Source organism: Streptomyces sp. NPDC050263 (assembly GCF_040655955.1).
Lineage (GTDB): Bacteria > Actinomycetota > Actinomycetes > Streptomycetales > Streptomycetaceae > Streptomyces.
Genome location: NZ_JBFAKW010000052.1, coordinates 32,283 through 56,964 on the forward strand (window position 1 = coordinate 32,283; position 24,682 = coordinate 56,964).

General features: G+C 73.2%; 19 protein-coding genes. 11 read left to right on the forward strand and 8 right to left on the reverse strand.

Annotated elements, in window-relative coordinates; translation table 11 throughout:
- The first annotated feature begins 1 nt into the window (after position 1).
- Genes AB0J04_RS23240 through AB0J04_RS23260 form a run of 5 tightly spaced genes read left to right on the forward strand, consistent with a single transcriptional unit; the run spans position 2 to position 9,950 of the window.
- On the forward strand, positions 2-367 hold the full coding sequence (locus AB0J04_RS23240; RefSeq protein WP_363170453.1) for a GPW/gp25 family protein: 366 nt from the start codon (positions 2-4) through the stop codon (positions 365-367).
- Entirely contained in the window at positions 364-3,177 is a 2,814-nt protein-coding gene (locus tag AB0J04_RS23245) for a putative baseplate assembly protein (RefSeq protein WP_363170454.1), read from the forward strand. Before AB0J04_RS23240 ends, AB0J04_RS23245 begins: the two co-directional genes overlap by 4 nt.
- The gene (locus tag AB0J04_RS23250) at positions 3,174-6,407 is read left to right on the forward strand and encodes a putative baseplate assembly protein (RefSeq protein WP_363170455.1); all 3,234 of its coding nucleotides are present in this window, start codon (positions 3,174-3,176) and stop codon (positions 6,405-6,407) included. Before AB0J04_RS23245 ends, AB0J04_RS23250 begins: the two co-directional genes overlap by 4 nt.
- Complete coding sequence (locus AB0J04_RS23255) at positions 6,404-8,545, forward strand: hypothetical protein (protein ID WP_363170456.1); 2,142 nt, start codon at positions 6,404-6,406, stop codon at positions 8,543-8,545. The genes AB0J04_RS23250 and AB0J04_RS23255 overlap by 4 nt, the downstream gene beginning before the upstream one ends.
- A 55-nt stretch (positions 8,546-8,600) precedes the next feature.
- Positions 8,601-9,950 (forward strand): DUF6519 domain-containing protein, encoded by a 1,350-nt coding sequence (locus tag AB0J04_RS23260; protein ID WP_363170457.1) that lies wholly within the window; start codon positions 8,601-8,603, stop codon positions 9,948-9,950.
- A 13-nt stretch (positions 9,951-9,963) separates the two neighbouring features.
- Here AB0J04_RS23260 and AB0J04_RS23265 read toward each other — a convergent pair whose 3' ends face one another.
- Genes AB0J04_RS23265 through AB0J04_RS23275 form a run of 3 tightly spaced genes read right to left on the reverse strand, consistent with a single transcriptional unit; the run spans position 9,964 to position 11,865 of the window.
- Entirely contained in the window at positions 9,964-10,614 is a 651-nt protein-coding gene (locus AB0J04_RS23265; RefSeq protein WP_363170458.1) for a hypothetical protein, read from the reverse strand.
- Positions 10,615-10,617: 3 nt separating this feature from the next.
- Positions 10,618-11,091: a hypothetical protein gene (locus AB0J04_RS23270; protein ID WP_363170459.1), complete on the reverse strand. Its 474-nt coding sequence runs from the start codon at positions 11,089-11,091 to the stop codon at positions 10,618-10,620.
- A gap of 21 nt (positions 11,092-11,112) precedes the next feature.
- On the reverse strand, positions 11,113-11,865 hold the full coding sequence (locus tag AB0J04_RS23275) for a peptidoglycan-binding protein (RefSeq protein ID WP_363170460.1): 753 nt from the start codon (positions 11,863-11,865) through the stop codon (positions 11,113-11,115).
- A 190-nt stretch (positions 11,866-12,055) separates the two neighbouring features.
- On the opposite strand from AB0J04_RS23275, the gene AB0J04_RS23280 reads away from it, so the two are divergent.
- Entirely contained in the window at positions 12,056-12,577 is a 522-nt protein-coding gene (locus AB0J04_RS23280) for a peptidoglycan DD-metalloendopeptidase family protein (RefSeq protein ID WP_363170461.1), read from the forward strand.
- Here the strand turns inward: AB0J04_RS23280 and AB0J04_RS23285 are convergent.
- On the reverse strand, positions 12,546-13,196 hold the full coding sequence (locus AB0J04_RS23285) for a TetR/AcrR family transcriptional regulator (RefSeq protein ID WP_363170462.1): 651 nt from the start codon (positions 13,194-13,196) through the stop codon (positions 12,546-12,548). The two genes, AB0J04_RS23280 and AB0J04_RS23285, sit on opposite strands and share 32 nt — an antisense overlap.
- 34 nt (positions 13,197-13,230) lie before the next feature.
- Positions 13,231-15,282, reverse strand: a complete 2,052-nt coding sequence (locus tag AB0J04_RS23290; protein ID WP_363170463.1) for a discoidin domain-containing protein — start codon at positions 15,280-15,282, stop codon at positions 13,231-13,233.
- A 280-nt stretch (positions 15,283-15,562) separates the two neighbouring features.
- On the opposite strand from AB0J04_RS23290, the gene AB0J04_RS23295 reads away from it, so the two are divergent.
- Both AB0J04_RS23295 and AB0J04_RS23300 read left to right on the forward strand, forming a co-directional pair.
- Complete coding sequence (locus AB0J04_RS23295; RefSeq protein WP_363170464.1) at positions 15,563-17,563, forward strand: FAD-dependent oxidoreductase; 2,001 nt, start codon at positions 15,563-15,565, stop codon at positions 17,561-17,563.
- Between the two features lie 94 nt (positions 17,564-17,657).
- Positions 17,658-18,620, forward strand: a complete 963-nt coding sequence (locus AB0J04_RS23300; protein ID WP_363170465.1) for a TIGR01777 family oxidoreductase — start codon at positions 17,658-17,660, stop codon at positions 18,618-18,620.
- A gap of 276 nt (positions 18,621-18,896) precedes the next feature.
- On the opposite strand, the gene AB0J04_RS23305 is transcribed toward AB0J04_RS23300, so the two are convergent.
- Together AB0J04_RS23305 and AB0J04_RS23310 are read right to left on the reverse strand one after the other, a co-directional pair.
- Positions 18,897-19,613: an alpha/beta hydrolase gene (locus tag AB0J04_RS23305; protein WP_363170466.1), complete on the reverse strand. Its 717-nt coding sequence runs from the start codon at positions 19,611-19,613 to the stop codon at positions 18,897-18,899.
- A 36-nt stretch (positions 19,614-19,649) separates the two neighbouring features.
- Positions 19,650-20,618, reverse strand: coding sequence for an alpha/beta hydrolase (locus tag AB0J04_RS23310; protein ID WP_363170467.1), 969 nt, complete (start codon positions 20,616-20,618; stop codon positions 19,650-19,652).
- Positions 20,619-20,779: 161 nt separating this feature from the next.
- Between AB0J04_RS23310 and AB0J04_RS23315 the strand changes: the two genes are divergently transcribed.
- Positions 20,780-21,673, forward strand: a complete 894-nt coding sequence (locus tag AB0J04_RS23315) for an alpha/beta hydrolase (protein WP_363170468.1) — start codon at positions 20,780-20,782, stop codon at positions 21,671-21,673.
- 59 nt (positions 21,674-21,732) lie between these two features.
- Here AB0J04_RS23315 and AB0J04_RS23320 read toward each other — a convergent pair whose 3' ends face one another.
- Positions 21,733-22,026 carry a DUF6355 family natural product biosynthesis protein gene (locus AB0J04_RS23320; RefSeq protein ID WP_363170469.1) on the reverse strand — a complete coding sequence of 98 codons (294 nt, stop codon included), beginning with the start codon at positions 22,024-22,026 and terminating at the stop codon, positions 21,733-21,735.
- Positions 22,027-22,323: 297 nt separating this feature from the next.
- On the opposite strand from AB0J04_RS23320, the gene AB0J04_RS23325 reads away from it, so the two are divergent.
- On the forward strand, positions 22,324-22,854 hold the full coding sequence (locus AB0J04_RS23325) for a hypothetical protein (RefSeq protein WP_363170470.1): 531 nt from the start codon (positions 22,324-22,326) through the stop codon (positions 22,852-22,854).
- Positions 22,855-23,066: 212 nt separating this feature from the next.
- Positions 23,067-24,638, forward strand: a complete 1,572-nt coding sequence (locus AB0J04_RS23330; protein WP_363170471.1) for a hypothetical protein — start codon at positions 23,067-23,069, stop codon at positions 24,636-24,638.
- Positions 24,639-24,682 lie beyond the last annotated feature (44 nt).

Sequence of the window (24,682 nt, forward strand, 5' to 3'; positions counted from 1 at the left end):
GATGGACATCGACTTCCCCTACCGGGTGGACGCGCGTGGCCGCACCGCGGAGACCGGCCACGCCGACCATGTCCGGGACCTGGTGGAACAGGTCCTCTTCACCAGCCCGGGAGAACGGGTGAACCGGCCCGACTTCGGCTGCAACCTCCTCGACATGGTCTTCGCCGGGAACAGCCCGGAGCTCGCCGCGACCCTGGAGATGACCGCCCAGGCGGCGCTTCAGCGCTGGCTCGGCGACGTGCTCGCGCTGGAGTCCGTCACGGTCGCCTCGGAGGAGACGACGCTGCGGGTGCGGGTCGCCTACGCCCTGACGGCGACCGGCGAGCGCCACGCCGTCACGGTCACGGGCGGGGGAATCCGCTCATGACCGTGCTGAGCGACGCGGACGACGGCCTGCGCGACCGGGGACCGGCCCGGCTCCACGAGGTGCGGGCGGAGCCGGACCGGCGCACGCTGACCGTCACCTTCCACGGCGTGCTCCCACCGGGCGTGGACCGCACCCGTTTCGTCATCGAGGGCGGCCGGCGGGTCGTCGGCATCCGCGTCCTGCGGGTCGGCCCCGCCGACGGGCCGGAACCGGGCGACGGCAGCACGAGACAGCTCCGGCTGACCCTGGACCGGCCGGGCGACGACTCGACGTACCGGCTGCGGGTGCTGGGGCGGGGCTTCCACGGCGGTCACGACCACGCGGACTTCACCTTCCACGGCACCGCCCGCCGGTCCCCGCGCCCCGCGCCGCGGACCGGCGCCCCGGCGGTGTCGCCCGTCCTGCCCGCACCGGCCGTCGACTACCTGGCCAAGGACTACGCCAGCTTCCGCCGACTGCTCCTGGAGCGGCTCTCGCTCACCCTGCCGCGGTGGACCGAGCGGCACGCCCCCGATCTCTGGCTCACCCTGGTGGAGCTGCTGGCCCATGTCGGGGACCGGCTCAGTTACCAGCAGGACGCCGTGGCCACCGAGGCGTACCTGGACACGGCGCGACTGCGCACCTCGGTGCGGCGCCACGCCCGCCTGGTCGACTATCCGATGCACGACGGCTGCGCGGCCCGCACGGTGGTCTGTGTGGAGACGTCCGCCGAACTGACCCTGAACACCGACGGCCTGGCGTTCTCGGCGCTGCCGCACGACGAACCGGCCCGGCCGCCGGGCAGGCCGCACAGCCCGGTGATCACACCGGAGGCCCTCGTCTCGGCCCCGTACCCGGCCTACCAGCCGCTGGAGCGACGCGAGCTGCGGCTGCGCCCCGCGCACAACGGCATGCCGCTGTGGGCCTGGGGGCGGGACGAGTTCGCGCTGCCCGTCGGCACGACCCGGGCCGCGCTCCTCGACGGCGACGGCACCGACCGCGTGCTGGACCTCAGGATCGGCGACCTGCTCGTCCTTGAGGAGCTGCGCGGCCCCGGCGACGAGGCCCCCGACCCGGGCCACCGGCAGGCCGTCCGGCTCACCCGCGCGATCCGGGACCGCGACGCCGACGACGGCAGACCGGTCGTGAAGATCGCCTGGGCGGACGAGGACGCCCTCGCCTTCCCGCTGTGCGTGCGCAATCCGCTCGGGCCCGACGGGCGGCCGGGCGCGAGCGTCGTGGCCCGCGGCAACGCGCTCCTCGTCGAACACGGCCTGGAGATCACCTGGTTCCCCGGCGAGGAGTCGTACGAGCCCGTCCCGGCGCCCGGGGCGGACGCCGCCGGGCCGGGCCGGGCCCGGCCGGTGACGCTGCGCGGGAGGCCCGTCACCTGGTCCCCGCCGCACCCGCGGCCGGCCGATCTGGCGGCGGCGCAGGCCCGGCGGCTGCGGAGCCTGGCCACCAGGGCCCGAGACGGCCTGCGCGATCTGCACCACGGGGTGGCCGAGCTGCCGCCGGAGAGCCGGGAGCTGCTGACGGCCCTGTTCGGCGCGTCCTTCCTGGACGACATCGCCGGGCTCGCCGACGACGCCGACCGGCACGGCGCGGTCGCCCGTTTCCTCTCCGTCTTCGACGCGTTCTTCGAACCCCGGCTGCGCCGCCTGGAGACGCTCGCCGACCGCGCCCGGGCCGGCTACGTGCTGGACCCCGCGGACGCGCAGTGGGAGATCGAGCAGACCTGGGGCAAGCGCGCCGCGGCCGGACTCCACCCCGCCGAGCCGGCCCTGCACGGCCCGGCGAGCACCGCGCTGCGCCCCGACCCCCGCGAGGCGCTGCCCGCGCTGTACCTCACGGAGAACCCGCAGGACCCGGAGCAGGGTCCGTGCTGGACCCCTCGCCGGGACCTCCTGGGCAGCGGCCCCCGGGACCGGCATCTGGTGGCCGAGGCCGACGACGAGGGCCTGCTCACCCTGCGCTTCGGCGACGGCCGGTGCGGCCGGACGCCGCGGGCGGGAGCCGAGCTGCACGCCGTCTACCGGGTGGGCAACGGCCGTTCGGGCAACGCGGGCAGCGAGGCCGTCAACCGGATCGCCCACCGCGAGATCCGGGACCTGTCCGGCATCACACGGGTGCGCAACCCGGTGCCGGTGACCGGCGGCACCGATCCGGAGCCGCTGTCCCAGGTGCGGCTGGCCGCCCCGCACGCCCCGTTGCGCACGCTGCTGCGCGCCGTCACCGCCGAGGACTACGCCACCCTGGCCACCGGCCGTCCCGGAGTGCAGCGCGCCGCCGCAGCGCTGCGCTGGAACGGCAGCTGGTACGAGGCCGACGTGTCGCTGGACCCGGCCGGCGCCGCGGTGCCGTCGTCGGCGCTCCTGGAGGAGGTGCGGGCCGCGCTGCACCGCTACCGGCGGATCGGCCACGACGTCGTCACCCGGCCGGCGCTGCTGGTGCCGCTCGACGTGGAGCTGTACGTGCTGGTCGACCCGCACTACGTCGCCGCCGATGTGCGGCAGGCGCTGCTGCGCCGCTTCCTGCCGGGCCGCCGGAAGGACGGTGGGCGGGGCTTCTTCGATCCGGCGGCGCTGACCTTCGGCACCCCGGTACGGGCCAGTGCGCTGGTGGCGCTGTGCATGGACGTGCCCGGGGTGCGGCACGCCGAGGTGACCGTGCTGCGCAGGATCCACGGCCTGCGCGGGGAGCGCGAGGGGCCGGACGTGCCGCCCTCCGGGGAGCTCAGGATGCGTCCGCTGGAGGTTCCACGGCTCGACGGCGACGTCACCCGTCAGGAGAACGGGTGGCTGACCCTGCGACTGCGAGGTGGACGATGAGCGACTGCACCGCCGACCCGCGAGGTCCGGCGCCGGTGTGGAACCGTCCCGGGCTGCCCGCGCTGTCCTATCGGGTGGGCGCGCACCGGCAGTTCCTGGCGGCGATGCTGGCCCGGCTGCCCGCGGTCGGCGACCGGGCGCCGCTGGGGGCGCTGACGGCCCGGGAGCCGGACGATCCCTCGATCGCCCTGCTGGACGCCTGGGCCGTGGTCGCCGACGTGCTGACCTTCTATCAGGAGCGGATCGCGAACGAGGGGTTCCTGCGCACCGCGGCGGAGCACGAGTCCCTGGTCCGGCTCGGCCGGCTGGTCGGGCACCGGCCACGCCCGGCGCTCGCCGCCTCGGCGCACCTCGCCTACACGGTGGACCCGGGGACGTCCTGCGTCGTACCGGCCGGTTCGCAGGTCAAGAGCGAGCCCGAGCCCGGCGCGCTGCCCGTGGTGTTCGAGACCGTCCAGGACCTGGCCGCGCGGGCGGAGTGGAACCGGCTGCCGGTGCGCACCACCCGGCCGGCCGAGCTCACGGCCCGTGCCGCGACCGGCGTGCGGTCCCTCGACGTCGAAGGGGTGCTGCCCGCCCTGCGCCCCGGGGACCGGCTGCTGTTCGCCTATCCCGACGCCCGGCTGAACCTGGTGCGCGTGGTGGAGAGCGCGGAGCCCGATCCCGTGCGGGGGCGGACCACCGTGCTGCTGAGGGTGCCGGATCCGCCCCGGCAGCTGCGCCACGCGGTGGACGCGCTGCGGGAGGACGTGGAGGACGCCGCGCGCCGGGCCCCGTCCGAGGGCTCCTCCGGGGGCCCGTTCGAGGAGCTGCTGGCGTTTCTGCGGGAGGTCCGGGAGCGCGCCGAGGGGCTGCGTGACCCGGACGCGTTCGCGGCCCGGCTCGACCGGAAGCTGAAGCGGCTGCGCGAACGGCTCGCCGGACTCGGCGACGACCCGGCCGTCGACGCCCTGACCGAGCGGGCCGCCGTACGGCTGGCGACCGTCCAGGACGCCGTACGGCGGCTCGCGGAGCCGCCCGAGCGGGCCGCGCCGGCCGGTGGGACGGAGCTGCAGCGCGACCTCGCCGACCCGGCGGGGCGGGTGCTGCACTCGGTCGACCCGCTGCTGGCCGCGCTCGGCCGGGCCGAGCCGCCGCGCCGGACCCCGCCCGCGGTCGCCGAGTCGCTGGGCGCCGGCTCCGACGCCCTGCCCCGGCTCCTGGCGGGCAACCGGCACGGCATCGCCGCGTCCTACTACGAGGCGCTGTCCGCCGTCGCGCCCCCGGTCACCGCGCCGCACGTCTACCACTTCCGGGTCACCGCGACCCCGCTCGGCGCCTCGATCCCGGACGACGCCCGCGTCAAGCGGCTGTTGCGCGGGTCGCCGCCCCGGGCGCAGGGCGAAGGCCCGCTCGCGGGCGACGTCCTGCTCCTGGACGCGGTGCACGAGGAGATCCAGCCGGGCAGCTGGATCGCGCTCGGCACGGCGGGCGGCTCGCGCCCGCGTGTCGTCCAGGTCACCGAGGTCGGCCAGCTGTCCGTCGCGGGCGACGTGGACGCCGTGCGGGTGACGCGGCTGCGGCTGGCGGAGCCGTGGACCGAGGACTGCGAGGACATGGCCGTGCGACGGGCCACCACCGTGTGGGCCGCGGGCGCGCCGCTCGTCCTCGCCCCCTCGCCCGATCCGACGGACGTGTCGGGCGAGACCGTCCCGCTGGACGGCACCTTCGAGGGACTGACCGCCGGCCGGCTGATCGTCGTCTCCGGGGAACGCACGGACGTCCTGCCCGAGGAAGGCGCCCGGGACGGCGGCGAGGGCCGGCGGGGGGTCCCGGGTGCGGAACTCGCCGTCCTGGCGGGCGTGCGCCACGCCTTCGACGCCACGTCCTTCGACGACCGGGTGCGCACCACGCTGCGGCTGGCCTCCCCGCTCGCGCACCGCTACCGGCGGGACACCGTCGTCGTGCACGGCAACGTCGTCGAGGCGACCGCGGCCGAGACCGTCACCGAGGTCCTCGGCAGCGGGGACGCCGGCCGGGCGGGCCAGGTGCTGCCGCTGCGGCGCGGCCCGCTCGGCTGGCTGCCGTCGGTGAGCGTCGACGGCGGCGAGGAGGCGCTCACCGTCCGGGTCGACGACGTGGTGTGGCGACGGACCGCGGACCTCGGCGAGGAAGGGCCGACCGCCCAGGTGTTCCGGCTGCGCACGGGCCCCGGCGGCGGCGCGGCGGTGGAGTTCGGCGACGGCCGGCACGGCGCCCGCCCGCCCACCGGCGCCGAGAACGTCACCGCCCGCTACCGCGTCGGCGGCGGACGCGCGGGCAATGTCGCGGCCGGGCGGATCAGCCAGGCCGTCAGCAGACCCCTCGGAGTCGGCGGGGTCACCAACCCGCTGCCCGCGACCGGCGGGGCGGACGCCGACGGCCCGGCCCGGCTGCGGCAGGCGATCCCGCTGCGGCTGGCCGCCTTCGACCGGCTGGTGTCGGTGCAGGACCACCAGGCCTTCGCCCGCGCCTTCGCGGGCGTGGGCCAGGCCGTCGCCCGCCGCTGCCTGGACGGCGGCCGCCCGGTCCTGCACCTCACCGTCGTCGCCGCCGACGACGCCCCGCTGGACGCCTCCTCGCCGCTGCTCGCCGCATTGCGCGCCGCGCTGCACCGGTACGGCGACCCGGCGCTGCCGGTGCGGGTCGACCCCTGTGAGCGGGTACGGCTGGTGGTGATGCTGGGCGTCCGGACCGCCGACGGCCATCTCCCGGAGAAGGTCGAGCAGCGGGTGCGCGAGGCGCTGGCCGCCCGGCTGGGCCACGCGGGGGCGTACCTGGGCCGTGCCGTGTACCAGAGCGCGGTCGTCGCCGCCGCGCAGGCGGTCGAGGGCGTCGACTTCGTGGACCTGGACGCCTTCGGCGGGTTCGCGGAGGGTTCCGACCCGGCCGACGTCGTCCGGTTCGTCCGGTATCCGTCGGCCGCGCACCGGGTCCCGGCGCTGCCGGCCGGCCTGCGCGCGGTGCGCGACCGCTCGCCGTCCCGCCCCGCCGCCGATGCCGCGGGGAGCCGCCCGTCGGAGGCGACGGCCGTCGTCGACCTCTCGCAGGCGCCCACGGTCCTGCTCTCCGCCACGCCCGCCGCCCCGGGCCCGACCGGGCCCGCCCCGGCGGCGGCCCCGGCGCCGCCCCGGCTGGTGCTGCGCCCCGCCCAACTGGTCCTGCTGGACCCGGCCGTGCCCGGAACCCTGATCCTGCGGAGGATTCCATGACCCCGGACGAGCTGTACGCGCTGCTGCCCGCCGTGCACCGCAGACGCGACGCGGAACAGGGCGGTCCGCTGCGCGCGCTGCTGACGGTCGTCGCCGAAGAGGCCGCGGTCGTGCGGGAGGACATCGAGCGGCTCTACGACAACTGGTTCATCGAGACCTGCGACGACTGGGTGGTGCCCTACCTCGGCGACCTCGTCGGCTACGAGATCCTGCCCCAGATCGCCGCAGCCCTGTCCGACGACGACGCGCGCGCCGGCGGCCTGCCGGCCGCCGGCGTACCCCGCCGGGACGTCGCCGACGCCATTGTCAACCGCCGGCGCAAGGGCACCCTGGCGCTGCTGGAGGACCTCGCGACGGCGGTGGCCGGGTGGCCCGCCCGGGTGGTGGAGTACCGTCGGCTGCTGTCCGTCACCCAGCCCGTGCGCCGCTACACCTCCGACGGGGCCGACGCGCGCCGCCGACTGGCGGGCGGCACGCTGGCGAACGTGCGGGACGCCGGTGCGCTGGCCCGGCTCGGCGGCCCGTTCGACGAACTGGCGCGCACGGTCGAGGTGCCGCGCGCCGACTCGACCCGGCGCGTCGGCCGCTACGGGGTCCAGTCCGTCGGCCTGCACCTGTGGCGGCTGCGCACCTACTCGGTGACCCGGGCCCCGGCCTACTGCCTGGACCGCGAACGGGCCTGCTACACGTTCAACGTGCTCGGCGTGGACACGCCGCTGTTCACCGCCCCGGTGCCGGAACCGTCGAGCTTCCACATCGCGGACGAGACGAACGTCCCGGAGCCCATCGGCCGGCGGGCCCTGGCCGACCGGCTCTACGACTACTACGGGCCCCGCAAGAGCCTGTGCGTGTGGGCCGGCCCCGACCCGGCCGACGACGCGGTGCGCCTGGACCGGATCGTCGTCGCGGACCTCTGCGACTGGCGGTTCCGGCCCCAGAGCGGGGAGGTCGCCGTCGACCCGGTGCTGGGCCGCCTCATGCTCGCGCCGGGCGCCGCTCCCGCGCGCGGCGTCCGGGTGACGTACCACCACGCGTTCTCCGGCGACCTCGGGGGCGGCGAGTACCCCCGCCCGGAGCCCGCGCCGGACGGTCCCGCCGAGCGCTACCGGGTGGGCCCCGACGAGGACCACCACAGCATCGCCGACGCGATCGGCCGCTGGCGCGCGGAGAAGCGGGGGCACGAGCACAAGGCCGAGGCGATCGTGGAGATCACCGCGGGCGAGGTGTACGAGGATCTGACGGACATCCGCCTCGACCCGGGAGACCGGCTCACCGTGCGGGCCGCGGACGGCGTCCGCCCCGTCGTCCGGCTGACCGGCCGACGCGGCGAGGACCGGCGGGCCCTGACCATCACCGGTTCGTGGAGCGGGCGCCGCGCCGAGGCGACGGCGCGGCTGGTCCTCGACGGGCTGCTGGTGACCGGCGGCGGGGTGCGGGTGCGGGGCGGGCTGGGCCGGCTCGTCGTGCGGCACTGCACGTTCGTGCCGGGCTGGGAGCTCGAGTCGCGGGGCACGCCCCTGGCCCCCGGGGAGCCCAGCCTGGACATCGCCGACAGCCCGGTGCGCACCGAGATCCGGCACAGCGTCCTCGGCGCGATCACGGTGACCGCGCGGCACGGGGCGCGCGAGCCCAACCGGCTGGAGGTGTACGACAGCGTGCTGGACGCGACCCTCGACGAGGCGACGGCGCTCGGCGACCGGGACGGCGGCCCCGCCGAGGTCCTCCTCACGGCCCGGCGCACCACCGTGATCGGCCGCGTGCGCGCCCGGGCGGTGGAGTTGATGGAGAACTGTCTGCTGGCCGGCGAGGTGTGGATCGACCGGGAGGACCACGGCTCCGTACGGTTTTGCTGGCTGCCTCCCGAGGGCCGCCGGACGCCGTCCCGCTTCCACTGCGAACCCGAGCACTCGGGCGTCGCGGCGGCGGAACTGCGCTTCGCGGACACCCGGTACGGCGCGCCCGAGTACGTCCGGCTGGCCGACGACTGCGCCGCGGCGATCCGCCGCGGGGGCGACAACGGGACGGAACCCGGCGCGCTGCACCACCTGTTCCAGCCGCAGCGGGAGGACAATCTCCGCACCCGGCTGGCCGAGTACACACCGGCCGGATGCGACCCGGGGCTCTTCTTCGTCACCTGAGCCACCACCCACGTCGACGTCCACCTTCGGCCAAGGCAAGGCAGGAAGCACCCCCATGCACGGCGACTTCTCCCGCGTCATCTTCGATCCCGCGCGGCGGTTCTCCGCCGTGCTGTCCCAGCAGGGCCGGGTCCAGCTCGATGCCGACCTCAACGAGCAGACGGCGATCCTCCTGCACTACGTGCGCACGCTGGCCAAGGACCTGATGGGGCCCGCCGCCTACCCGCCCGAGTCCGACGGCCTCGGCGGCTTCGGGGTGGACGGCTTCGACGGCGACACGTTCACCGTGGCCCCGGGCCGTATGTACGTCGACGGCATCCTGTGCGAGTGCGACGGCACCGACTACTGGGACCAGCCCGACGGCCACCTCGACCCCGACCGGGAGAGCGACCGGCTGCCTTCGGGGCCGTTCCTGGTGTATCTGCGGGTGTGGGAGCGCCTGGTCACCGCGTGGGAGGCGCCCTGGATCCGGGAGGTGGCGCTCGGCCCGAACGGCCCGGACACCACCGCGCGCAGCCGCGTGGTCTGGCAGGTGTGCGTGCTGCCGCTGGAGTCCGACTCGCCCGTGCCCGACATGCGCAGCGCCTCGCGTTTCCTGCGGGATCGGGTCCGCGGCGTGTTCGAGCCCCGCGGTCTGCTCTCCGCGACGACCGGACCGGCGCCGCACGAGCAGCCGCACGACGAGCCGGCCCCGTCCGCCGGGTACCGGGGTCCCGAGAACCAGCTGTACCGGGTGGAGGTGCACCAGGGCGGCGCCGAGGGCAGCGCGACGTACAAGTGGTCCCGGGAGAACGGCTCCGTGATGCTGCCCGTCCGGTCGGTGGACCGTGGCTCGGTCGAGCTGGAGACGCTGGGCCGTGACGACAAGCTGGGCGTGGACACGGGCGACGTGGTGGAGCTGCTCGACGACGCCTCGGTGTGCCGCGGGGCGTCGGACGCGTACGACGAGGAGGCGGGACGGCTGTACAGGGTCACGAAGGTGGACTACGCGGGCCTCCGCGTCGAGCTGGACCGCTCTCCCTACGACGGCCCGACGCCGCGCCGCCGCCCGTTCCTGCGCCGCTGGGACCACGGGAGAAGCGGGCCGGAGGGCGAGCCCACGGGCGCCGAGGCCGGCCTGCCGGTGATGGAGGGCCGCTGGCTGCCCCTGGAGGACGGCGTACAGGTCCAGTTCCACCCCGGTGCGGGCGAACCCCGCCGGTACCGCCGGGGCGACTACTGGCTCATCCCGGCCCGGGTCCTCACCGGCGACGTCGAATGGCCCCGCAGCCGGCAGGGCGAGCCCCTGCGCCGACGCCCGCACGGCGTCCCGTACCACTACGCCCCGCTCGCCTATGTCGAGCCGCGCCGCGGGGACGACTTCCGGCTGGTGGATCTGCGGGTGCCGCTGTCGCACCGACGGTAGGGCGGTGGCCGGGTCAGCGGCCGGTGACAGCGAAGATGAACACCATCCACGCGACGAAGAGCAGGATGACGACGGCGATCACGATCGCGGGCGTGTTGCGGGCCGAGACGTCGGCGCCGGTCGTCAGGTTGCGCAGCCGCCTGACCCGCAGCGTGCCGCGTCGGGTGCGACCCGTTGCGCGCACCCGGTCCCCGTCGTTGACGGCGCCCTCGAACAGGTCGCCGCGCATCTCGACGGGGACCAGCCCGACCGGGCGGCCCTCGCGATTGCGCATCTCCAGCCGGAAATTGCACACGACCGTCGTGCCGACGTCACCGTCGCTCCCGCTCACCTCGGTGCGCATCCGCACCTGCCGCGCGATGCCGTAGACGGTGCCGCTGCCGTCGAGGGTGCCGACGGGGACGGGCCTGGGTTCCTCGGGCCGGTGCTCCTCGCGCCGGTGCTCCTCGGGCCGGGAAGGGCGTCTGTCGGGGCGGCGGGGGACGTGGGCGGTGGGCCGGGACACCTCCTGGGTGTGGAGGTGGATCCGGCGCCGCCACGGCCGTCGCGGGCGCGGGTCCTCGTCCTCGCCGTACGCGGGAAGCCAGGTTCCGCAGCGACGGCACCGCTGTGCGTCGGGCGGCGCCTCGGCGCCGCACCGCTCGCACATCCAGGCGCCGTCCACGGTCTAGTCGACCCGGTAGTTGACGAGGTAGACCGAGCCCTCGACCGGCGACGAGGCCATCTTGGCGATGGGGCCCTGGCCGAGTTCCGTCTCCTCGATGCGGATCGAGCCGAGCAGGTCGTCGCCGGAGAGGTCGTGGTCCCACAGCGAGAGGTTCTGGACGCCGTCGACCGACACGGTCACGCCCAGCGGCTGCGTCTGTCCGGACCCCACCGAGCCCGCCGAGCCGTTGCCCGGCCAGATCGCCTGGCCGACGTCTCCCTGGGTGCTCGTGGTGATGTACAGGTCGTCAGGATCGTTGCGGGAGGCGTCGATCGCCGCGACGGCCGCGGGAATCGACTGCGCGATGTCGTGCAGCGTGCTCCCGCCCACGGGGATCGTGCCGGCGAGTGCGGCGATCGCCTCGTTCGTCGTGGAGTCGGTGCCGGTCGCCGCGTGGACGCAGTAGACGTCGAGGATGGTGGCGGTCGCTGACATGGTGTTCCTCCTGCTCGGTGTTCAGCCCGGCTGTTCCATGAGCCGGCGCCAGGTCTTGTTGCCGACGATGCCGTCCGGTGTCAGACCGTTGTTCGCCTGGAACCAGCGCGCGGCCTCGTCGCTGCGGGGTCCGAAGTTCCCGTCGACCTCCAGGGGAGGGCTCCAGCCGAGGTCGTTCAGCCGCTGTTGGATGTTCCTGACCCCGGGCGCCACGGTGCCCTTGCGGGCGAAGGGCTGGTCGGCCGCCTCCCGTTCGGCGCGGCTCGGGTGGTCGGCCAGCCACTGCGCCACGTCGCCCGGCAGCTCGCCCGGGCCGTGCGTCTGTCCGGGCCGCCACCCCTCGACCTGCTGGATCGCGGAGGCGAGGGCGGTGAGCCGGCCCTCGTCCAGGTCGGCCGGCCGGGTGTCGGTTCCCACACCCAGGGCGTCGGCGACCCGCTGCGCGTACGCGTGCGGGTCGTTGGAGCCATGTCCGGCCGGGGCGTAGGCCAGCATCACCTCGAGGACCGTCTTGTCGCCGCGTCGGGAAAGATATCGCCGGACGGCCTCGAATCCGGTCTCCTCGCTGGGGAAGACGGCGAAGATGTCGTTGTGCTTTCCCGGATAGGCGCCGTAACTCTCCGCCTCGCCCGAGCGCACGATGTTCCCGGGGTTTCGGTTGTTCCAGGAAGCGGTGCCTCCCGTGCGCATCGCTTCCTCGTAGAAGACGTGGTCGACGCCGAGGATGCCGATGACATCGCCGGGTTCCATGTCGGACGCGTCGTTCCAGGTCATGGCAGCCTCCGAGGAAAGGCAGTCCCCGGCACCATCATGACTCCGTTCCCGGGCCCACGCCACACGGGAAATCTGGTTTCACATTCCACCGACGCCGTTCCCGAATCACCGCCCCCCGAACGGTGATTGCATCCACCATCGACCTCTTGGAGCCGGACACTGGAAAGAGGAGAAAAAGGGAGGAGGAACGATGTCCGCATTCACCATCGACGTGTCCAACCCGTTCCCCGCCGGGTTCACGAGCGCCATGGGCGGCCCCGGCGAGGGCGGCCACCAGTCCGAGAACTGGTACATCCAGTACGGCATGGACCTCGGCGCGGGCGCGGGCACTCCGGTCCGCGCCGCGTTCGACGCCCACATCACCAAGTACAGCCCGCACGACCCCGGGGCCGACACCGGCAAGGTCTACGGGGCCCAGTTGTTCATGCGCGCCCCCAACGACGAGATGGGCGGCTTCTACACGCACGTCACCAACGTCCCGCAGGGTCTGACCGTCGGCTCACAGGTGTCCCGTGGGGATGTGCTGGGCGAGGTGTACGAGGTGGCCGGCACCTCGTCACATCTGCATCTGGCGCTGGTCGAGATCATCGGCGGTGCGCCCGGCGGCGAGTACCAGGGCGTGAACCTCTACGAGATGTTCCTGAACACGGCGAACACCGCGGCGGTCACATCGGTCACCTTCAACCAGGACGGTTCGCCGCCTTCCCTGTGACGTCGGCTGTGGCGTCGGCCGGTGCGTCGGCCATCACCAGCCCGGCGATGTGCGCGGTGACCGTGTCCAGGATGTCGGTCCAGGCCGCCGCGTCGCCGAGCACCAGGTAGTTGAGGGTCAGCCCGTCGGTCATGGCGGCCAGGTAGCGGGCCAGCACGGAGACGGGCACCCGCAGCCGCAGGTCCATGCCGTCCCGGAGCTGCTCGATGAGTTCCGCGTAGGCGTCGCCGTACTTCTCGTACTGCCGGCGTGCCAGATGCTCGAACCCCGGCTCGCGCAGGGCGTACTGGGTGAGTTCGTAGGTCAGCATGTGCTCGTCCGGGTGGGCCCGGACGTGGTCCCAGTACGCCTGGAAGCCGGCCCGGACCGTCTCCTCGAGGGTCGCCCTGGGCCGCAGCGCCTCCTTCACCATGGTCACGGAGTGGTCGGTGATGGTCGTGATGACGGACTCGACCAGCGCCTGCTTGGAGTCGAAGCAGTAGTGGAAGACGCTCAGGGACACGCCCGCCTCGGTGGCGATGGACCGGGTCGTCGTCTTGGTGACGCCGTCCCGGGCCATCGCCCTGATCGCCGCTTCCGTCAGCTGTCGGCGCCGCTCGGCCGACGGCATGCGTGCCATGGGTGTGTCCTTCGCGCTCGTCCCCCGGCGGCCGTCAACTGCTGTGGACGCCCACCTCGTAGAGCGAGTATCCCCAGTCGGTGCCGCGGTCCAGACCGTGCACCCGGACATAGCGGGCCGGCGTGCCGGTGAAGGAGGCCGTGTCCAGGCCGCCGTCCCCGGCCGTGGTGGACCACGCGGTCTGCCAGGTCGTGCCGTCGGTGGAGAGCTCCACCCGGTACGACTTGCCGTAGGCGCGCTCCCAGTCGAGCGTGACCCGCTTGACGAGTTGGGTGGCGCCCAGGTCGACGCTCAGCCACTGGTCGTCGCTCCAGTCGCTGGCCCAGCGGGTGCCGGTGTCGCCGTCGACGGCCCGGCCCGGCGCGTAGCTGGTGAACGGGTTCGACTCCGACGAACCGGCCGTGGCCGAGGCGCCCTTGGCCAGATTCACCCCGGCCCGGTGCTGCTCCGAGGCGCCCCAGGTGCCGAGGTAGGACTCGGCGCCGCGGAAGAGGTCGTCCACTGCGTCCCGGCCGCCGACGAGCCGGATGTCCTCGATCCAGTCCGGGATCATGCCGACGTGGGCGGCGCCGTCGGTGTTGAAGTCGAAGGTGCGTGAGCCGGTCGTCTGCCGGTCGATGACCGACCCGCCGTCGACGCTCTTGAAGGGGTACGTCACCTTGTTCGCGGCGTCCGCGCCGCGCGGGGCGGGATGGTCGCCGATGCCGTTGAAGTCGGTGCCGTAGCCGTAGCCGACGCCGTACTCGTCCCGCAGCGCGTTCGTGCGCTCGGCCTCGGCGGCGAACTCCTCGGAGCCGTGCATGTACTGGGCGACGAAGCCGCCGAGGGAGTAGACCCGCTCGGTCCAGTCCAGGTCCATCCAGCTGTGCGAGGACAGGACGCCGGGGTAGGACGCGGCCTCGAAGATGTCGAGCACCCGGCCGGTGGCCTTGACGCTCATGTGGTCGATCTCCAGCATCATCTTGCGTTGCATCATGCCGCGCACGGCGTACTCGCCGAGCGAGGTCAGCCCGCGGGTGTTGCACTGCGCGTTCTCGTCGTACGACGGGACCTCGGTGCCCGCCGGCAGATCCGCCTCGGCCTCGGAGGCTGCGGTGCCGATGGGGTTGTCGGCCTGCGGCCCCGTGCATTTCTCCGTCTGCCAGAAGGTGCCGGTCGACAGGAACTGCCCGACGTTGATGGCCGTTCCGAGACCGCCCTCGTCGAAGCGGACGCCGCACAGCGCGTTGTCGAACTTGTGGCACAGGAACATGCTGCGCACGCCCAGCGCGTACAGCTCGTCCAGGCCCTTGTCGATGTCGGACTTGCTGCACTGCGCGATGTCGAAGATCTGCTTGCAGCCGAACGGCTCGGAGGTCTCCACGCCCAGCACGACCGCCAGCTTGCCCTGCTTGATGACCTCACGCGCCTGGGCGCTGTCGAGGACGATCCGGAACCAGCCCTTGCCGGTGCCGCCGTACTGCTTGTCGATGTAGGCCTGGAGGTCGTACGTCAGCTTCGCCTGGAGGCGGATCGACGTCATCTCGTCGCAACTGCGGTCCTTGAACGGGTAGATCGAGCAGATCATGCCGTTGGTGACGAGGTCGTTGACGAGCACCCGCTGCCCGCCGCGCCAGGCCCGCTCCACCCAGGCGTAGTAGTTGGCCTGGTGGGTCATAGAGTCGTAGGCCGGCCAGTCGGTGAAGGTCGGCCAGCCGACGGGGTCGTGCTGTCCGTCGCCGCCGTGGGTGATGTAGTCGAAGAGCGCGAGCGTGCCGTCGGGGTAGTGCTCGGGGCAGTCCTTGAGCGCGTCGGCGACGCCGGCCTCGGAGAACACCTTGCCGCAGATCAGCCGCCCGCCGAACGCCTCGTCGGAGAACAGGTGGTTGTGCGCGTCGACGAAACCGCGCACGTCCCCGGCGGAGTCGGTGCCGGTGAACGGCGCCCCGGTGACGTTGATCTGGGCGTCGGGGGTCGGCCGGGCCGTCGGCGTCCACCAGTCGGCGCCGGCGGCCGAACTCTGGGCCGGCCCCAGGATCGTGGCCAGTACGAGCAGGAGCAGCGAGACCACGGTGACATGGCGTCTGCGGTACGGGCGTGCGGTCATGGTCAGCCCACTCCCTCGGTCGACGGGAAGGCGCGGTCGACGAGGGCGTTTTGACTGCCCATGAGATTGTCATGACCGACGCAAGATAGTGGGACGAGAATGCGGACTGACGCCGTTCCGAGTCAAGAGTCCGGGACGCTTGACCTGATAAGTGCCGCGGCCGACGTAAACCCGTTGTCCGGCCCGCCGGTTGCACGAGGACAGTCGATGCGCTTACACGTTCAGGTGATGATCCCGCGGACCGGCCCGCCGCCCCCGGGCAGCGCCCTATCCAGGACACATGGACAATTCACCAGCTTCCGTAGACCTCGGCTGGCCCTCCCGCCGGCGGTTCACCGCGTCCGCGGCCGCGGCCACTGCCGTCGCCGCGCTCACGGCCGCCGCCCCGGCGGCCACGGCCCTCCCCCAGCAACCCCCCTGCCCGCCCAGGTCGACGGCCGACTGGGCGACCTGCCTGGCCGTGGCCCGGGCCCTGCTGGTGGTCGACGAGAACGACCGGCCGCTCGTGCCGGGGTACGCGAAGGTCCTCGACGGGGGTCTGCCCCGGGCGAGGACGGGCGCCGGGAAGAAGGTGCTCGTGATCGGCGCCGGGCCCGCCGGACTGGTGGCCGCCTGGCTGCTCAAACGGGCCGGGCACCGGGTCACGCTCGTGGAGGCCAACGGCAACCGGGTCGGCGGCCGGATCAAGACCTTCCGCACCGGCGGGCACGAGCACGCGCCGCAGGCCTTCGCCGATCCGCACCAGTACGCCGAGGCCGGCGCGATGCGGATCCCCGGCAGCCACCCGCTGGTGATGGGCCTGATCGGACGGCTGGGCGTCGAGAAACGCCGGTTCCACCTCGTGGACGTCGACGCCGACGGCAAGCCCGTCAACAACGCCTGGCTGCACGTCAACGGCATCCGGATGCGCCGCTCCGCGTACGCGACGTCGCCGCGGAGGATCAACCGGTCCTTCGGGGTGCCGGAGAAGTACCGGGACACCCCGTCCTCGACGATCCTGCGCGAGGCCCTGGATCCGGTGCGCGACGAGTTCAGCACCCGGGGCGCCGACGGCAAGCGGGTCGACAAACCGCTGCCGGAGCGGGTGCGGGGGTGGGCGCGGGTCGTGCAGCGGTTCGGCGACTGGTCGATGTACCGGTTCCTGACCGAGGAGGCGCGGCTCGACGAACGCACGATCGATCTCGTCGGCACACTGGAGAACCTCACCTCCCGGCTGCCGCTGTCGTTCATCCACAGCTTCATCAGCGCCTCGCTGATCAGCCCGGACACCGAGTTCTGGGAGCTGGTCGGCGGCACGGCCAAGCTCCCGGACGCGCTGCTCAAGGAGGTCGCGGACGTGCTGCGGCTCGACCGGCGCGCGACGCACATCGAGTACTGGGCGCCGGACCGGCCGGGCGACGACACCCCCTCGCACGTGAGCGCCGACGGGCCGCACGTGTGGATCGACACCGTCTCCGAGGGGCGCGGCGGCAAGGTGGTGCGCGAGGAGTTCACCGCCGACCTGGCGATCGTCACGGTGCCGTTCTCGGGGCTGCGGCAGGTGCAGGTCAGCCCGCTGATGTCGTACAAGAAGCGACGGGCCGTCGCGGAGCTGCACTACGACAGCGCGACCAAGGTGCTGCTGGAGTTCGGCCGCCGCTGGTGGGAGTTCACCGAGGCGGAGTGGAAACGTGAACTCGACTCCGTGCGGCCGGGGTTGTACGAGGAGTACCGGGAGGGGAAGGCACCGGCCGACGGGAGTCTGCTCGGCGCGCATCCGTCCGTGCCGCCCGGTCACATCCCGGCGGCGCAGCGGGTGCACTACGCGGCCAACCGGTGGGCCACCCGCGACCAGCCGGAGGCGGCGCACATCGTGGGCGGGGGCTCGGTCTCCGACAACTCCAACCGGTTCATGATCAACCCGTCCCACCCGATCGGCGACAGCAAGGGCGGTGTCGTCCTCGCCTCGTACAGCTGGGCCGACGACGCCTCCCGCTGGGACTCCCTCGACGAGGACGCCCGCTACCCGCACGCCCTGCGCGGGCTCCAGCAGGTCTACGGCCAGCGCGTCGAGGTGTTCTACACGGGCGCGGGCCGCACCCAGAGCTGGCTGCGCGACCCGTACGCCTACGGCGAGGCGTCCGTCCTGCTCCCGGGCCAGCACACGGAGCTGCTCAGCGCCATCCGCACCCCCGAGGGCCCGCTGCACTTCGCGGGCGACCACACCTCGGTCAAGCCGTCGTGGATCGAGGGCGCGCTGGAGTCGGGGGTGCGGTCGGCGCTGGAGGTCCACCTGGCGTGAACTCCGCGCCGGCGGACAACGGCTGAGCACACAGTGTTTTGAACACGTTCAAATAGGAGTAGGCTCCCTGACGGACGACGAGGGGAGCCTACGCGTGAAGTTCGTGTTGCCCGGGGGGACCGGGCAGGTGGGAAGGGTGCTGCGGCGGGCCTTGACGGCCGGCGGGCACGAGGTCGTGGTACTGACCCGGCGGCCGACCGGCCCGGGCGAGGTGGAGTGGGACGGCCGGACGCCCGGTCCCTGGGCGGCGGCGATCGACGGCAGTGACGTCGTCGTCAACCTGGCCGGCCGCAGCGTCAGCTGCCGCTACACGCCGGAGAACCTCAAGGCCATGATGGACTCCCGGGTGGACTCGGCCCGGGTCGTCGGCGAGGCGATCGCCGCCGCCGCGCGGCCGCCGCGGGTCTGGCTCCAGATGAGCACGGCGACGATCTACGCCCACCGGTTCGACGCCCCCAACGACGAGGCCACCGGCGTGATCGGCGGCGCCGAACCCGACGTCCCGGGCTACTGGGGCTACAGCGTCGACATCGCCACCGCGTGGGAGCGGGAGCAGGCGAAGGCCGACACCCCGGGCACCCGCAAGGTGGCACTGCGGTCCGCGATGGTGATGAGCCCCGACCGGGGCGGGGTGTTCGACGTGCTGCTGCGGCTGGTCCGGCTCGGGCTCGGCGGCCCGGTCGCGGGCGGCGGGCAGTACGTGTCCTGGATCCACGACCACGACTTCGTCCGCGCGGTCGAGTTCCTCGTCGAACGGGACGACCTGGCCGGACCGGTGAACCTGGCCGCCCCCGCCCCGCTCCCCCAGCGCGCGTTCATGCGCGCCCTGCGCGAGGCGTGGGGCGTCCCGGTGGGCCTGCCCGCGACGAAGTGGATGGCCGAGCTCGGCGCCTTCGCCCTGCGCTCGGACACCGAACTGCTCCTCAAGAGCCGCCGCGTCGTCCCGGGGCGGCTGCTCGACGCGGGCTTCGCCTTCGACCGGCCGGACTGGCCCGCGGCCGCCGCCGACCTGGCACAGCGGGTACGCGGCCGCAGCCGGCGGCGCGAGGTGATGTGACGCGATGTGACGTGACGTGACGTGCATGTCGTCGGTCACCGACAGGCCGCTGTCAGCGTTCCGGTGACACGACGAACGGCCGGTCGCCAAGGTGCGGCTGTGGGACGGCAGCGCGCGCCGGCTCGTCACCCGCCACGACGACCAGCGCGCCCTGTACGGCGACATGGACGACCCCCGCTCGCGCACTCCGCCACGAGGCCGCCATGTGGTGGCGCGCCACTGCCGTGCGGCCGTGGGCGAAGGCCCCGTCCGCACGGCGGTTCGCCGGGGTACGCGTCAGCTCGTCGCGCGCACCGCGTCGCGGATCAGGTCCGCGACCGCCTTCGGCCGGGACACGGCCACGGCGTGCGAGGCGCCCTCCAGCTCGACGATCGTCGCCCCGGCCCGCTGGGCGCCGAAGCGCTCGACCTCGGGGTTGATCGCCTCGTCCGCACCGGCGATCAGCGCCCAGGACGGCTTGGTCAGCCAGGCGGCCTCGGCGGCGGCCTCCCCGAACGCGGCGGCTGCCAGCGGGCGTTGGGCCGCGGCGAGGATCCTGGCGACGTCGGCGGGCACGTCGGCGGCGAACACCGACGGGAACGCGTCCTCGGCGATGGTCACCTCGACGGCCGGGTCGCCACCCGGCACCGGGTACGTCCACTCCTTGAGGTTGGCGACCAACGGCGAGAGCGGGAAACGGCCCTGCAGCTCGCCGAGGCTCTCGCCCTTCTCCAGGGCGTACGCGGCGACGTAGACGAGGCCGACGACGTTCTCCGTGACGCCGGCGACGGTGATGAGGGCGCCGCCGTAGGAGTGACCGACCAGGATGACGGGGCCGTCGATCTGGGCGGCGACCGAGGCGATGTACGCGGCGTCGGAGGCGAGGCCGCGCAGCGGGTTGGGCGGGGCGATGACGGGGATGCCCTGGCCCTGGAGCTCGGCTGTCACGCCGGACCAGCTGGCCGCGTCGGCGAAGGCGCCGTGGACCAGGACGACGGTGGGGGTGGTGGTCATGGTGCTGCTGTCTCCCGAGAGGTCACAGGTGCCGGATCAGACGTGCAGGGCGTCGCGCAGGGTGCCGACGGCCAGGGTGATGGCGGCCTCGGCGGCGTACGTCGGGCGCAGCGCGTTCAGCATCACGAAGTCGTGGATGATGCCCTGGAAGCGCACCGCGGTGACCGGGACGCCGGCCGCGCGCAGCTTGTTCGCGTAGGCCTCGCCCTCGTCGCGCAGCACATCGGCCTCGCCGGTGATGACCAGGGCCGGGGGCAGGCCGGTGAGCTGCTCGGTGGTGGCGCGCAGCGGGGACGCGGTGATCTGGGCCCGCTCGGCCTCGTCGGTCGTGTACTGGTCCCAGAACCACTGCATGCCGTCACGGCGCAGGAAGTAGCCCTCGGCGAACTGGTGGTAGGAGCCGGTGTCGAAGCTCGCGTCGGTGACCGGGTAGAACAGCACCTGCTGCACCAGCGGGACGCCGCCGCGCTCCTTGGCCATCAGGGTCAGGGCGGCGGTCATGTTGCCGCCGACCGAGTCACCGGCGACCGCCATACGGGTGGCGTCCAGCCCCTTCGTCGCGCCTTCCCGGACGACCCACTGCGCGACCGCGAAGTTCTGCTCGATGGCGACCGGGTAGCGGGCCTCGGGCGAGAGGTCGTACTCGGGGAAGACGACCGCGGCCTCGGCCCCGACGGCGAGTTCGCGCACCAGGCGGTCGTGGGTGTGGGCGTTGCCGAACACCCAGCCCGCGCCGTGGATGTAGAGGATCACCGGCAGCGTGCCCACGACCCCGGCCGGCTTGACGATCCGGGCGCGGACGCTGCCCGTCGGCCCGCCGTCGACGGTGATCCACTCCTCGTCGACCACGGGCTTGTCGATCTCGCCGGACTGCACCTCGTCCACGGCCTTGCGCCCCTCCGCCGGAGCCAGGTCGAAGAGGTACGGCGGGTTGGCGGTCGCCTCGGCGAACGCAGCGGCCTCGGGTTCCAGCACCGGCGTGACCGGCTCGACGACGTCGGACATGGCATCTCCTGCGGTTCTTCGATGTGCGCTGCCTTGCCCTGCCACCGTAGATCCGCCGCGCACCGGCGTCTTGTCCACCCGCGCACCGCCGCTGTTCTCCAAGTGCACAGGACAGCCCAAAACCTAGTTGCCCTAGCTTTGAACCTAGAAATACTAGGTAGATGAACTCACCGCTCTCGACACAGGCGACCCTGAAGGTGCCCGGCGCCACCCTTCACTACGAAACGCTCGGCAGCGGCCCGGTCCTGCTGCTCATCCCCGGCGGTGCCGGGGACGCCGGACTGTACGCGGGCATGGCCCCGGAACTGGCCGCCCGGTACACGGTCGTCTCCTACGACCCGCGCGGCCTGTCCCGCAGCCCGCTGGACGCCCCGGCGGACACCCCCGGCGCCGACCAAGCCGACGAGAACGACGAGAGCGACGAGAGCGACGAACAAGTGCGGGTGTGGAGCGACGACGCCCGCCGGCTGCTCGATCTGCTCTCCCCCGACGACGACGCGGTCGTCCTCGGGTGCAGTTCCGGGGCGGTCGTCGCGGTCGATCTGCTGGCCCGGCATCCGGAGCGGCTGCGCCGGGTCGTCGCGCACGAGCCGCCGCTGCTGGAACTGCTGGCGGATCCCGCCCCGCATCGCGCGCTGTTCGCCGAGGTGCGTGAGATCTTCCGCTCCGCAGGAGCCGGCCCCGCGATGGCCCGGCTCGGTGCGGGCCTGGCGGACGGAGCCGCGCGGCAGGCGCCCGCGCAGTCGCCGACCGAACTGCCGCCCGGCGTCCAGGAGATGGCCGTCCGGATGCACGCCAACCTCCCCGTCTTCCTGGGCCGGGTCCTTCGCCCGTTCTCCTCGACCCGGCCCGACCTCGCGGCGCTGCGGCCCGTGGCCCACAAGCTGGTGCCGGCCGCCGGGCGCGACTCCCGTCGCCAACTCCCCCTGTACGGACCGGCCGAGCGGCTCGCGGAGCTGCTCGGGTGCGACCTCGTCGAGTTCCCCGGCGGCCATCTCGGAGCCGTCGAGTCCCCGAAGGAGTTCGCCGACCGCCTGCTGAACGTCCTGGCCTGAGGAGGCGGGGCCCGGGACGGCTTCGTCCCGGGCCCCGAGCAGGCAGAGGTGACCGCTCGTCAGCAGGTGCGGTTGACGTAGTGGGCGCCCTGGATGCTGCTCGCGGCGCCCAGCCAGGTGGTACCGGGTCCGACGCACCGCTCGTAGTCGGGCGCCAGGGCGACCCTGACCTGGATGACCACCCGTGAGCCGTCGGACGTGCAGTGGTTGTAGTAGGCGTCGGAACTCGTCTCGTAGAACCCGCACGGGTCCGCGGCCGCGGGGCCCGCGGTCGCGGCGGTCACCGCGCCCAGAGAGGCGAGCACAAGGGCGACGGAACCGAGGGTGCCGAGCAACGAACGGCGAACACGCACAGCAGAACTCCTTGATCAGCGGGAATGCGTCACCGAAGCATCGTGGCCGTTCGCTCGTCGTTGATCGAATAGCGCGCCGGTTCACCCCGTGAATCGTTTCGCCGTTACGCCGATGGAGTGGATCTTCCCGGAACGGCGACTCGGCGGCGCGGGTCTCGGGCAGAGCGGAGCCCGTTCACCCGGGTGAGCGCCCCGAGTGGTGGCGGGGCATCGGCTGGCTGACGGTGGATCACGTCAGGCCGGGTCTTGTCAGCTGACGAGGTGTCGGCTGCCCGGCCGTGACGGAAGGACCATCAGATGCGTTCTGCTCGCATGATCCTGGCCACCGCGGCGGCGTCCGCCGCCCTCGTCGTCGGCGCCCCCGGCGTCTACGCGACCGCCGGTGACACGGACCACGACGACTCCTCCTACAGCAAGGAGGACAGCTCCTCGTCCAGCAAGGACGAGTCCTCCTCCGACAAGAAGGAGCACGGCAAGGAGGAGCACGGCAAGGAGGAGCACGACAAGCCGCACGGCGGGATGCACACCGGCGGCGGTCACCTCGCCTTCGTGAACGACAACAGCGACAGCGCGAAGGACCCCAAGTACGACCCGGAGACCTACAAGGACAAGGACACCGAGAAGGACAAGGACTCCTGGGGCGGCGACAAGGAGGAGTCCGGCAGCTGGAGCAAGGACGAGCACGACAAGCCCAGCGGCGGCATGCACACCGGCGGCGGCGCCCTCGCCTCGCCCTCGGCTACCGCGGCCGGACTCGGCGTCCTCGCCGTCGCCGGCACCGGCCTCTACGCCCTGCGCCGCAAGAAGACGGCGGGGGGTGTGGCCTGACCATGCCTGACGCGATAGCAGCCGCGGCCGCCACGCACTCCCCGCGTGGCGGCCCGGCCGGCTGCCCGCTCCGGCACTGATCAGGGCACACCGCTCAGTGCACAATGATCAGCGCGCCGGGAACCGATGCCGCCCCTGTCGACGTCCCCCTCCTCGCCCGTACACTGACAAATCGCAGATGTGCGCGAGCAGTTGATCCGGGGGGAGCCGCCATGTCGGGGGACCAGTACAGCAGATACGACCACACCTTCAACGTTCCACCCGTACCGCCCATGCCGCCCGCGCCGCCATCGGCCCCGGCGGACGGCGCTCGGGCCGTCGCGGTGGCCGTGCTCAACCTCAGCGGTCTGGGCCTGGGGTACGCGCTGCTGCGCCGCTGGGTCCTCATGGTCGCGTGCTGGGCCGCCACCGCCGTCCTGCTGCTCGTGGCGCTGCCGGCCGAACCGGACGGCGTCCCGGGCTTCGCGATCGTCCTGTACCTGCTGTTCCTCGCCGCGGCGGCGGCGCACGGTGCGCGGCTGGGCCTGCGCACCCCGCTGGCCGGGCTCCGGCGGGCGCCGCTCGCGCTCGGCCTCGGGCTGCTCCTGCTCGTCGTGCCGGCTGGCGGCGTCGTGCTGTACGACGGCGCGCGGGACGAAGCCACGCAGCAGATGCTGCTCGACCGGCTCGACGAGGCCGACCGGCTGGTGCAGACCGCCGGCGAGAAGCCCTTCGACACGGCCAAGGCCGACTACCGCGAGGCGCTGGCGACCTACGCGGACCTGACGGACGACCACCCCGACTCGCGGGCGGCCAAAAAGGTGCCCACACGGATGAAGACCTTCTACACGACGGTCGGCGCCCCCTACGCGCAGAACAACTACTGCCAGTCGACGGAGCCGCTGAAGTATCTGCGCACGGTCCCCAAGAGCCTGCCCGACACGGATCTCGGGTCGCTGAAGACCTGGCCCGACGACCGCCTCGCCACCTCGCTGTTCGAGTGCGCGTCGACGGCGCTCACGGCCGGCGCGCCCTCCTGGGCGACGCAGTTCGGGGAGCTGTTGACCACCTTCCCCGAGTCGCCGCAGGCCCAGAAGGCCGAACCGGCCGTGGCCGCAGCCGTCGTCACGGCGCAGAAGGACCTGAGCGGGACCGAGCCCTGCACGGCGGTCGAGAAGCTGAACACGCTCGGCTCGCAGATCGACGCGGTGCCCTCCGAGCAGGCAGCGGTCGGCGCCGCCCTCACCAAGGACGCCGAGCGGGCCAGGACCAGCGCGGACGCGGGCGCCTACAACTGCGGCGTGGACCAGTACCGGGACGGCGACTTCGAGTCGGCCCGGACGACGCTGGCCCAGTACGTCGTCGACCACAAGACCGCCAAGAACGCGGCCCTGGCCAGGAAGATCGCGATAGCGGCGGAGATCGCCCAGACGGTGCCTGCCGCCGGCAAGAGCCTGCCGACGAACCGCTCGGGCGGCAGCATCTCGGTCACGGTGCAGAACGACAGCCCCGACGAGATCACCGTCCTCTACACGGGTCCGGTCACCGGGAGTTTCACCCTCAAGGCCTGCGGCAGCTGCTCTGCGTACTCCCTCTCCAGCACGCTCAACCCGAGTTTCGAGCCGTGCAGCAGCAACAAGAACTATCCGGAGCGCACGATCAGCCTGCCGGTCGGCACCACATACTTCCTGCACAAGCCGAAGGACGGCCTCGACACGCCCGCCTCCGACACGGCCAAGCTCGAATCGGGCTACATCTACACGGAGTGCGCCTACACGACGCAGAGCCTGGGATCACTCTCCTGAGCAGCGAGTCCTGAACAGAGAGTGAAGAGACCGGGGAGTGAAGA

Excerpts from the sequence above, each read along its gene's own strand:
- AB0J04_RS23240 (WP_363170453.1), top strand. The coding sequence starts at position 2 with ATGGACATCGACTTCCCCTACCGGGTGGACGCGCGTGGCCGCACCGCG.
- AB0J04_RS23245 (WP_363170454.1), top strand. The coding sequence starts at position 364 with ATGACCGTGCTGAGCGACGCGGACGACGGCCTGCGCGACCGGGGACCG.
- AB0J04_RS23250 (WP_363170455.1), top strand. The coding sequence starts at position 3,174 with ATGAGCGACTGCACCGCCGACCCGCGAGGTCCGGCGCCGGTGTGGAAC.
- AB0J04_RS23255 (WP_363170456.1), top strand. The coding sequence starts at position 6,404 with ATGACCCCGGACGAGCTGTACGCGCTGCTGCCCGCCGTGCACCGCAGA.
- AB0J04_RS23260 (WP_363170457.1), top strand. The coding sequence starts at position 8,601 with ATGCACGGCGACTTCTCCCGCGTCATCTTCGATCCCGCGCGGCGGTTC.
- AB0J04_RS23270 (WP_363170459.1), bottom strand. The coding sequence starts at position 11,091 with ATGTCAGCGACCGCCACCATCCTCGACGTCTACTGCGTCCACGCGGCG.
- AB0J04_RS23275 (WP_363170460.1), bottom strand. The coding sequence starts at position 11,865 with ATGACCTGGAACGACGCGTCCGACATGGAACCCGGCGATGTCATCGGC.
- AB0J04_RS23280 (WP_363170461.1), top strand. The coding sequence starts at position 12,056 with ATGTCCGCATTCACCATCGACGTGTCCAACCCGTTCCCCGCCGGGTTC.
- AB0J04_RS23285 (WP_363170462.1), bottom strand. The coding sequence starts at position 13,196 with ATGGCACGCATGCCGTCGGCCGAGCGGCGCCGACAGCTGACGGAAGCG.
- AB0J04_RS23290 (WP_363170463.1), bottom strand. The coding sequence starts at position 15,282 with ATGACCGCACGCCCGTACCGCAGACGCCATGTCACCGTGGTCTCGCTG.
- AB0J04_RS23295 (WP_363170464.1), top strand. The coding sequence starts at position 15,563 with ATGGACAATTCACCAGCTTCCGTAGACCTCGGCTGGCCCTCCCGCCGG.
- AB0J04_RS23305 (WP_363170466.1), bottom strand. The coding sequence starts at position 19,613 with ATGACCACCACCCCCACCGTCGTCCTGGTCCACGGCGCCTTCGCCGAC.
- AB0J04_RS23310 (WP_363170467.1), bottom strand. The coding sequence starts at position 20,618 with ATGTCCGACGTCGTCGAGCCGGTCACGCCGGTGCTGGAACCCGAGGCC.
- AB0J04_RS23315 (WP_363170468.1), top strand. The coding sequence starts at position 20,780 with ATGAACTCACCGCTCTCGACACAGGCGACCCTGAAGGTGCCCGGCGCC.
- AB0J04_RS23325 (WP_363170470.1), top strand. The coding sequence starts at position 22,324 with ATGCGTTCTGCTCGCATGATCCTGGCCACCGCGGCGGCGTCCGCCGCC.
- AB0J04_RS23330 (WP_363170471.1), top strand. The coding sequence starts at position 23,067 with ATGTCGGGGGACCAGTACAGCAGATACGACCACACCTTCAACGTTCCA.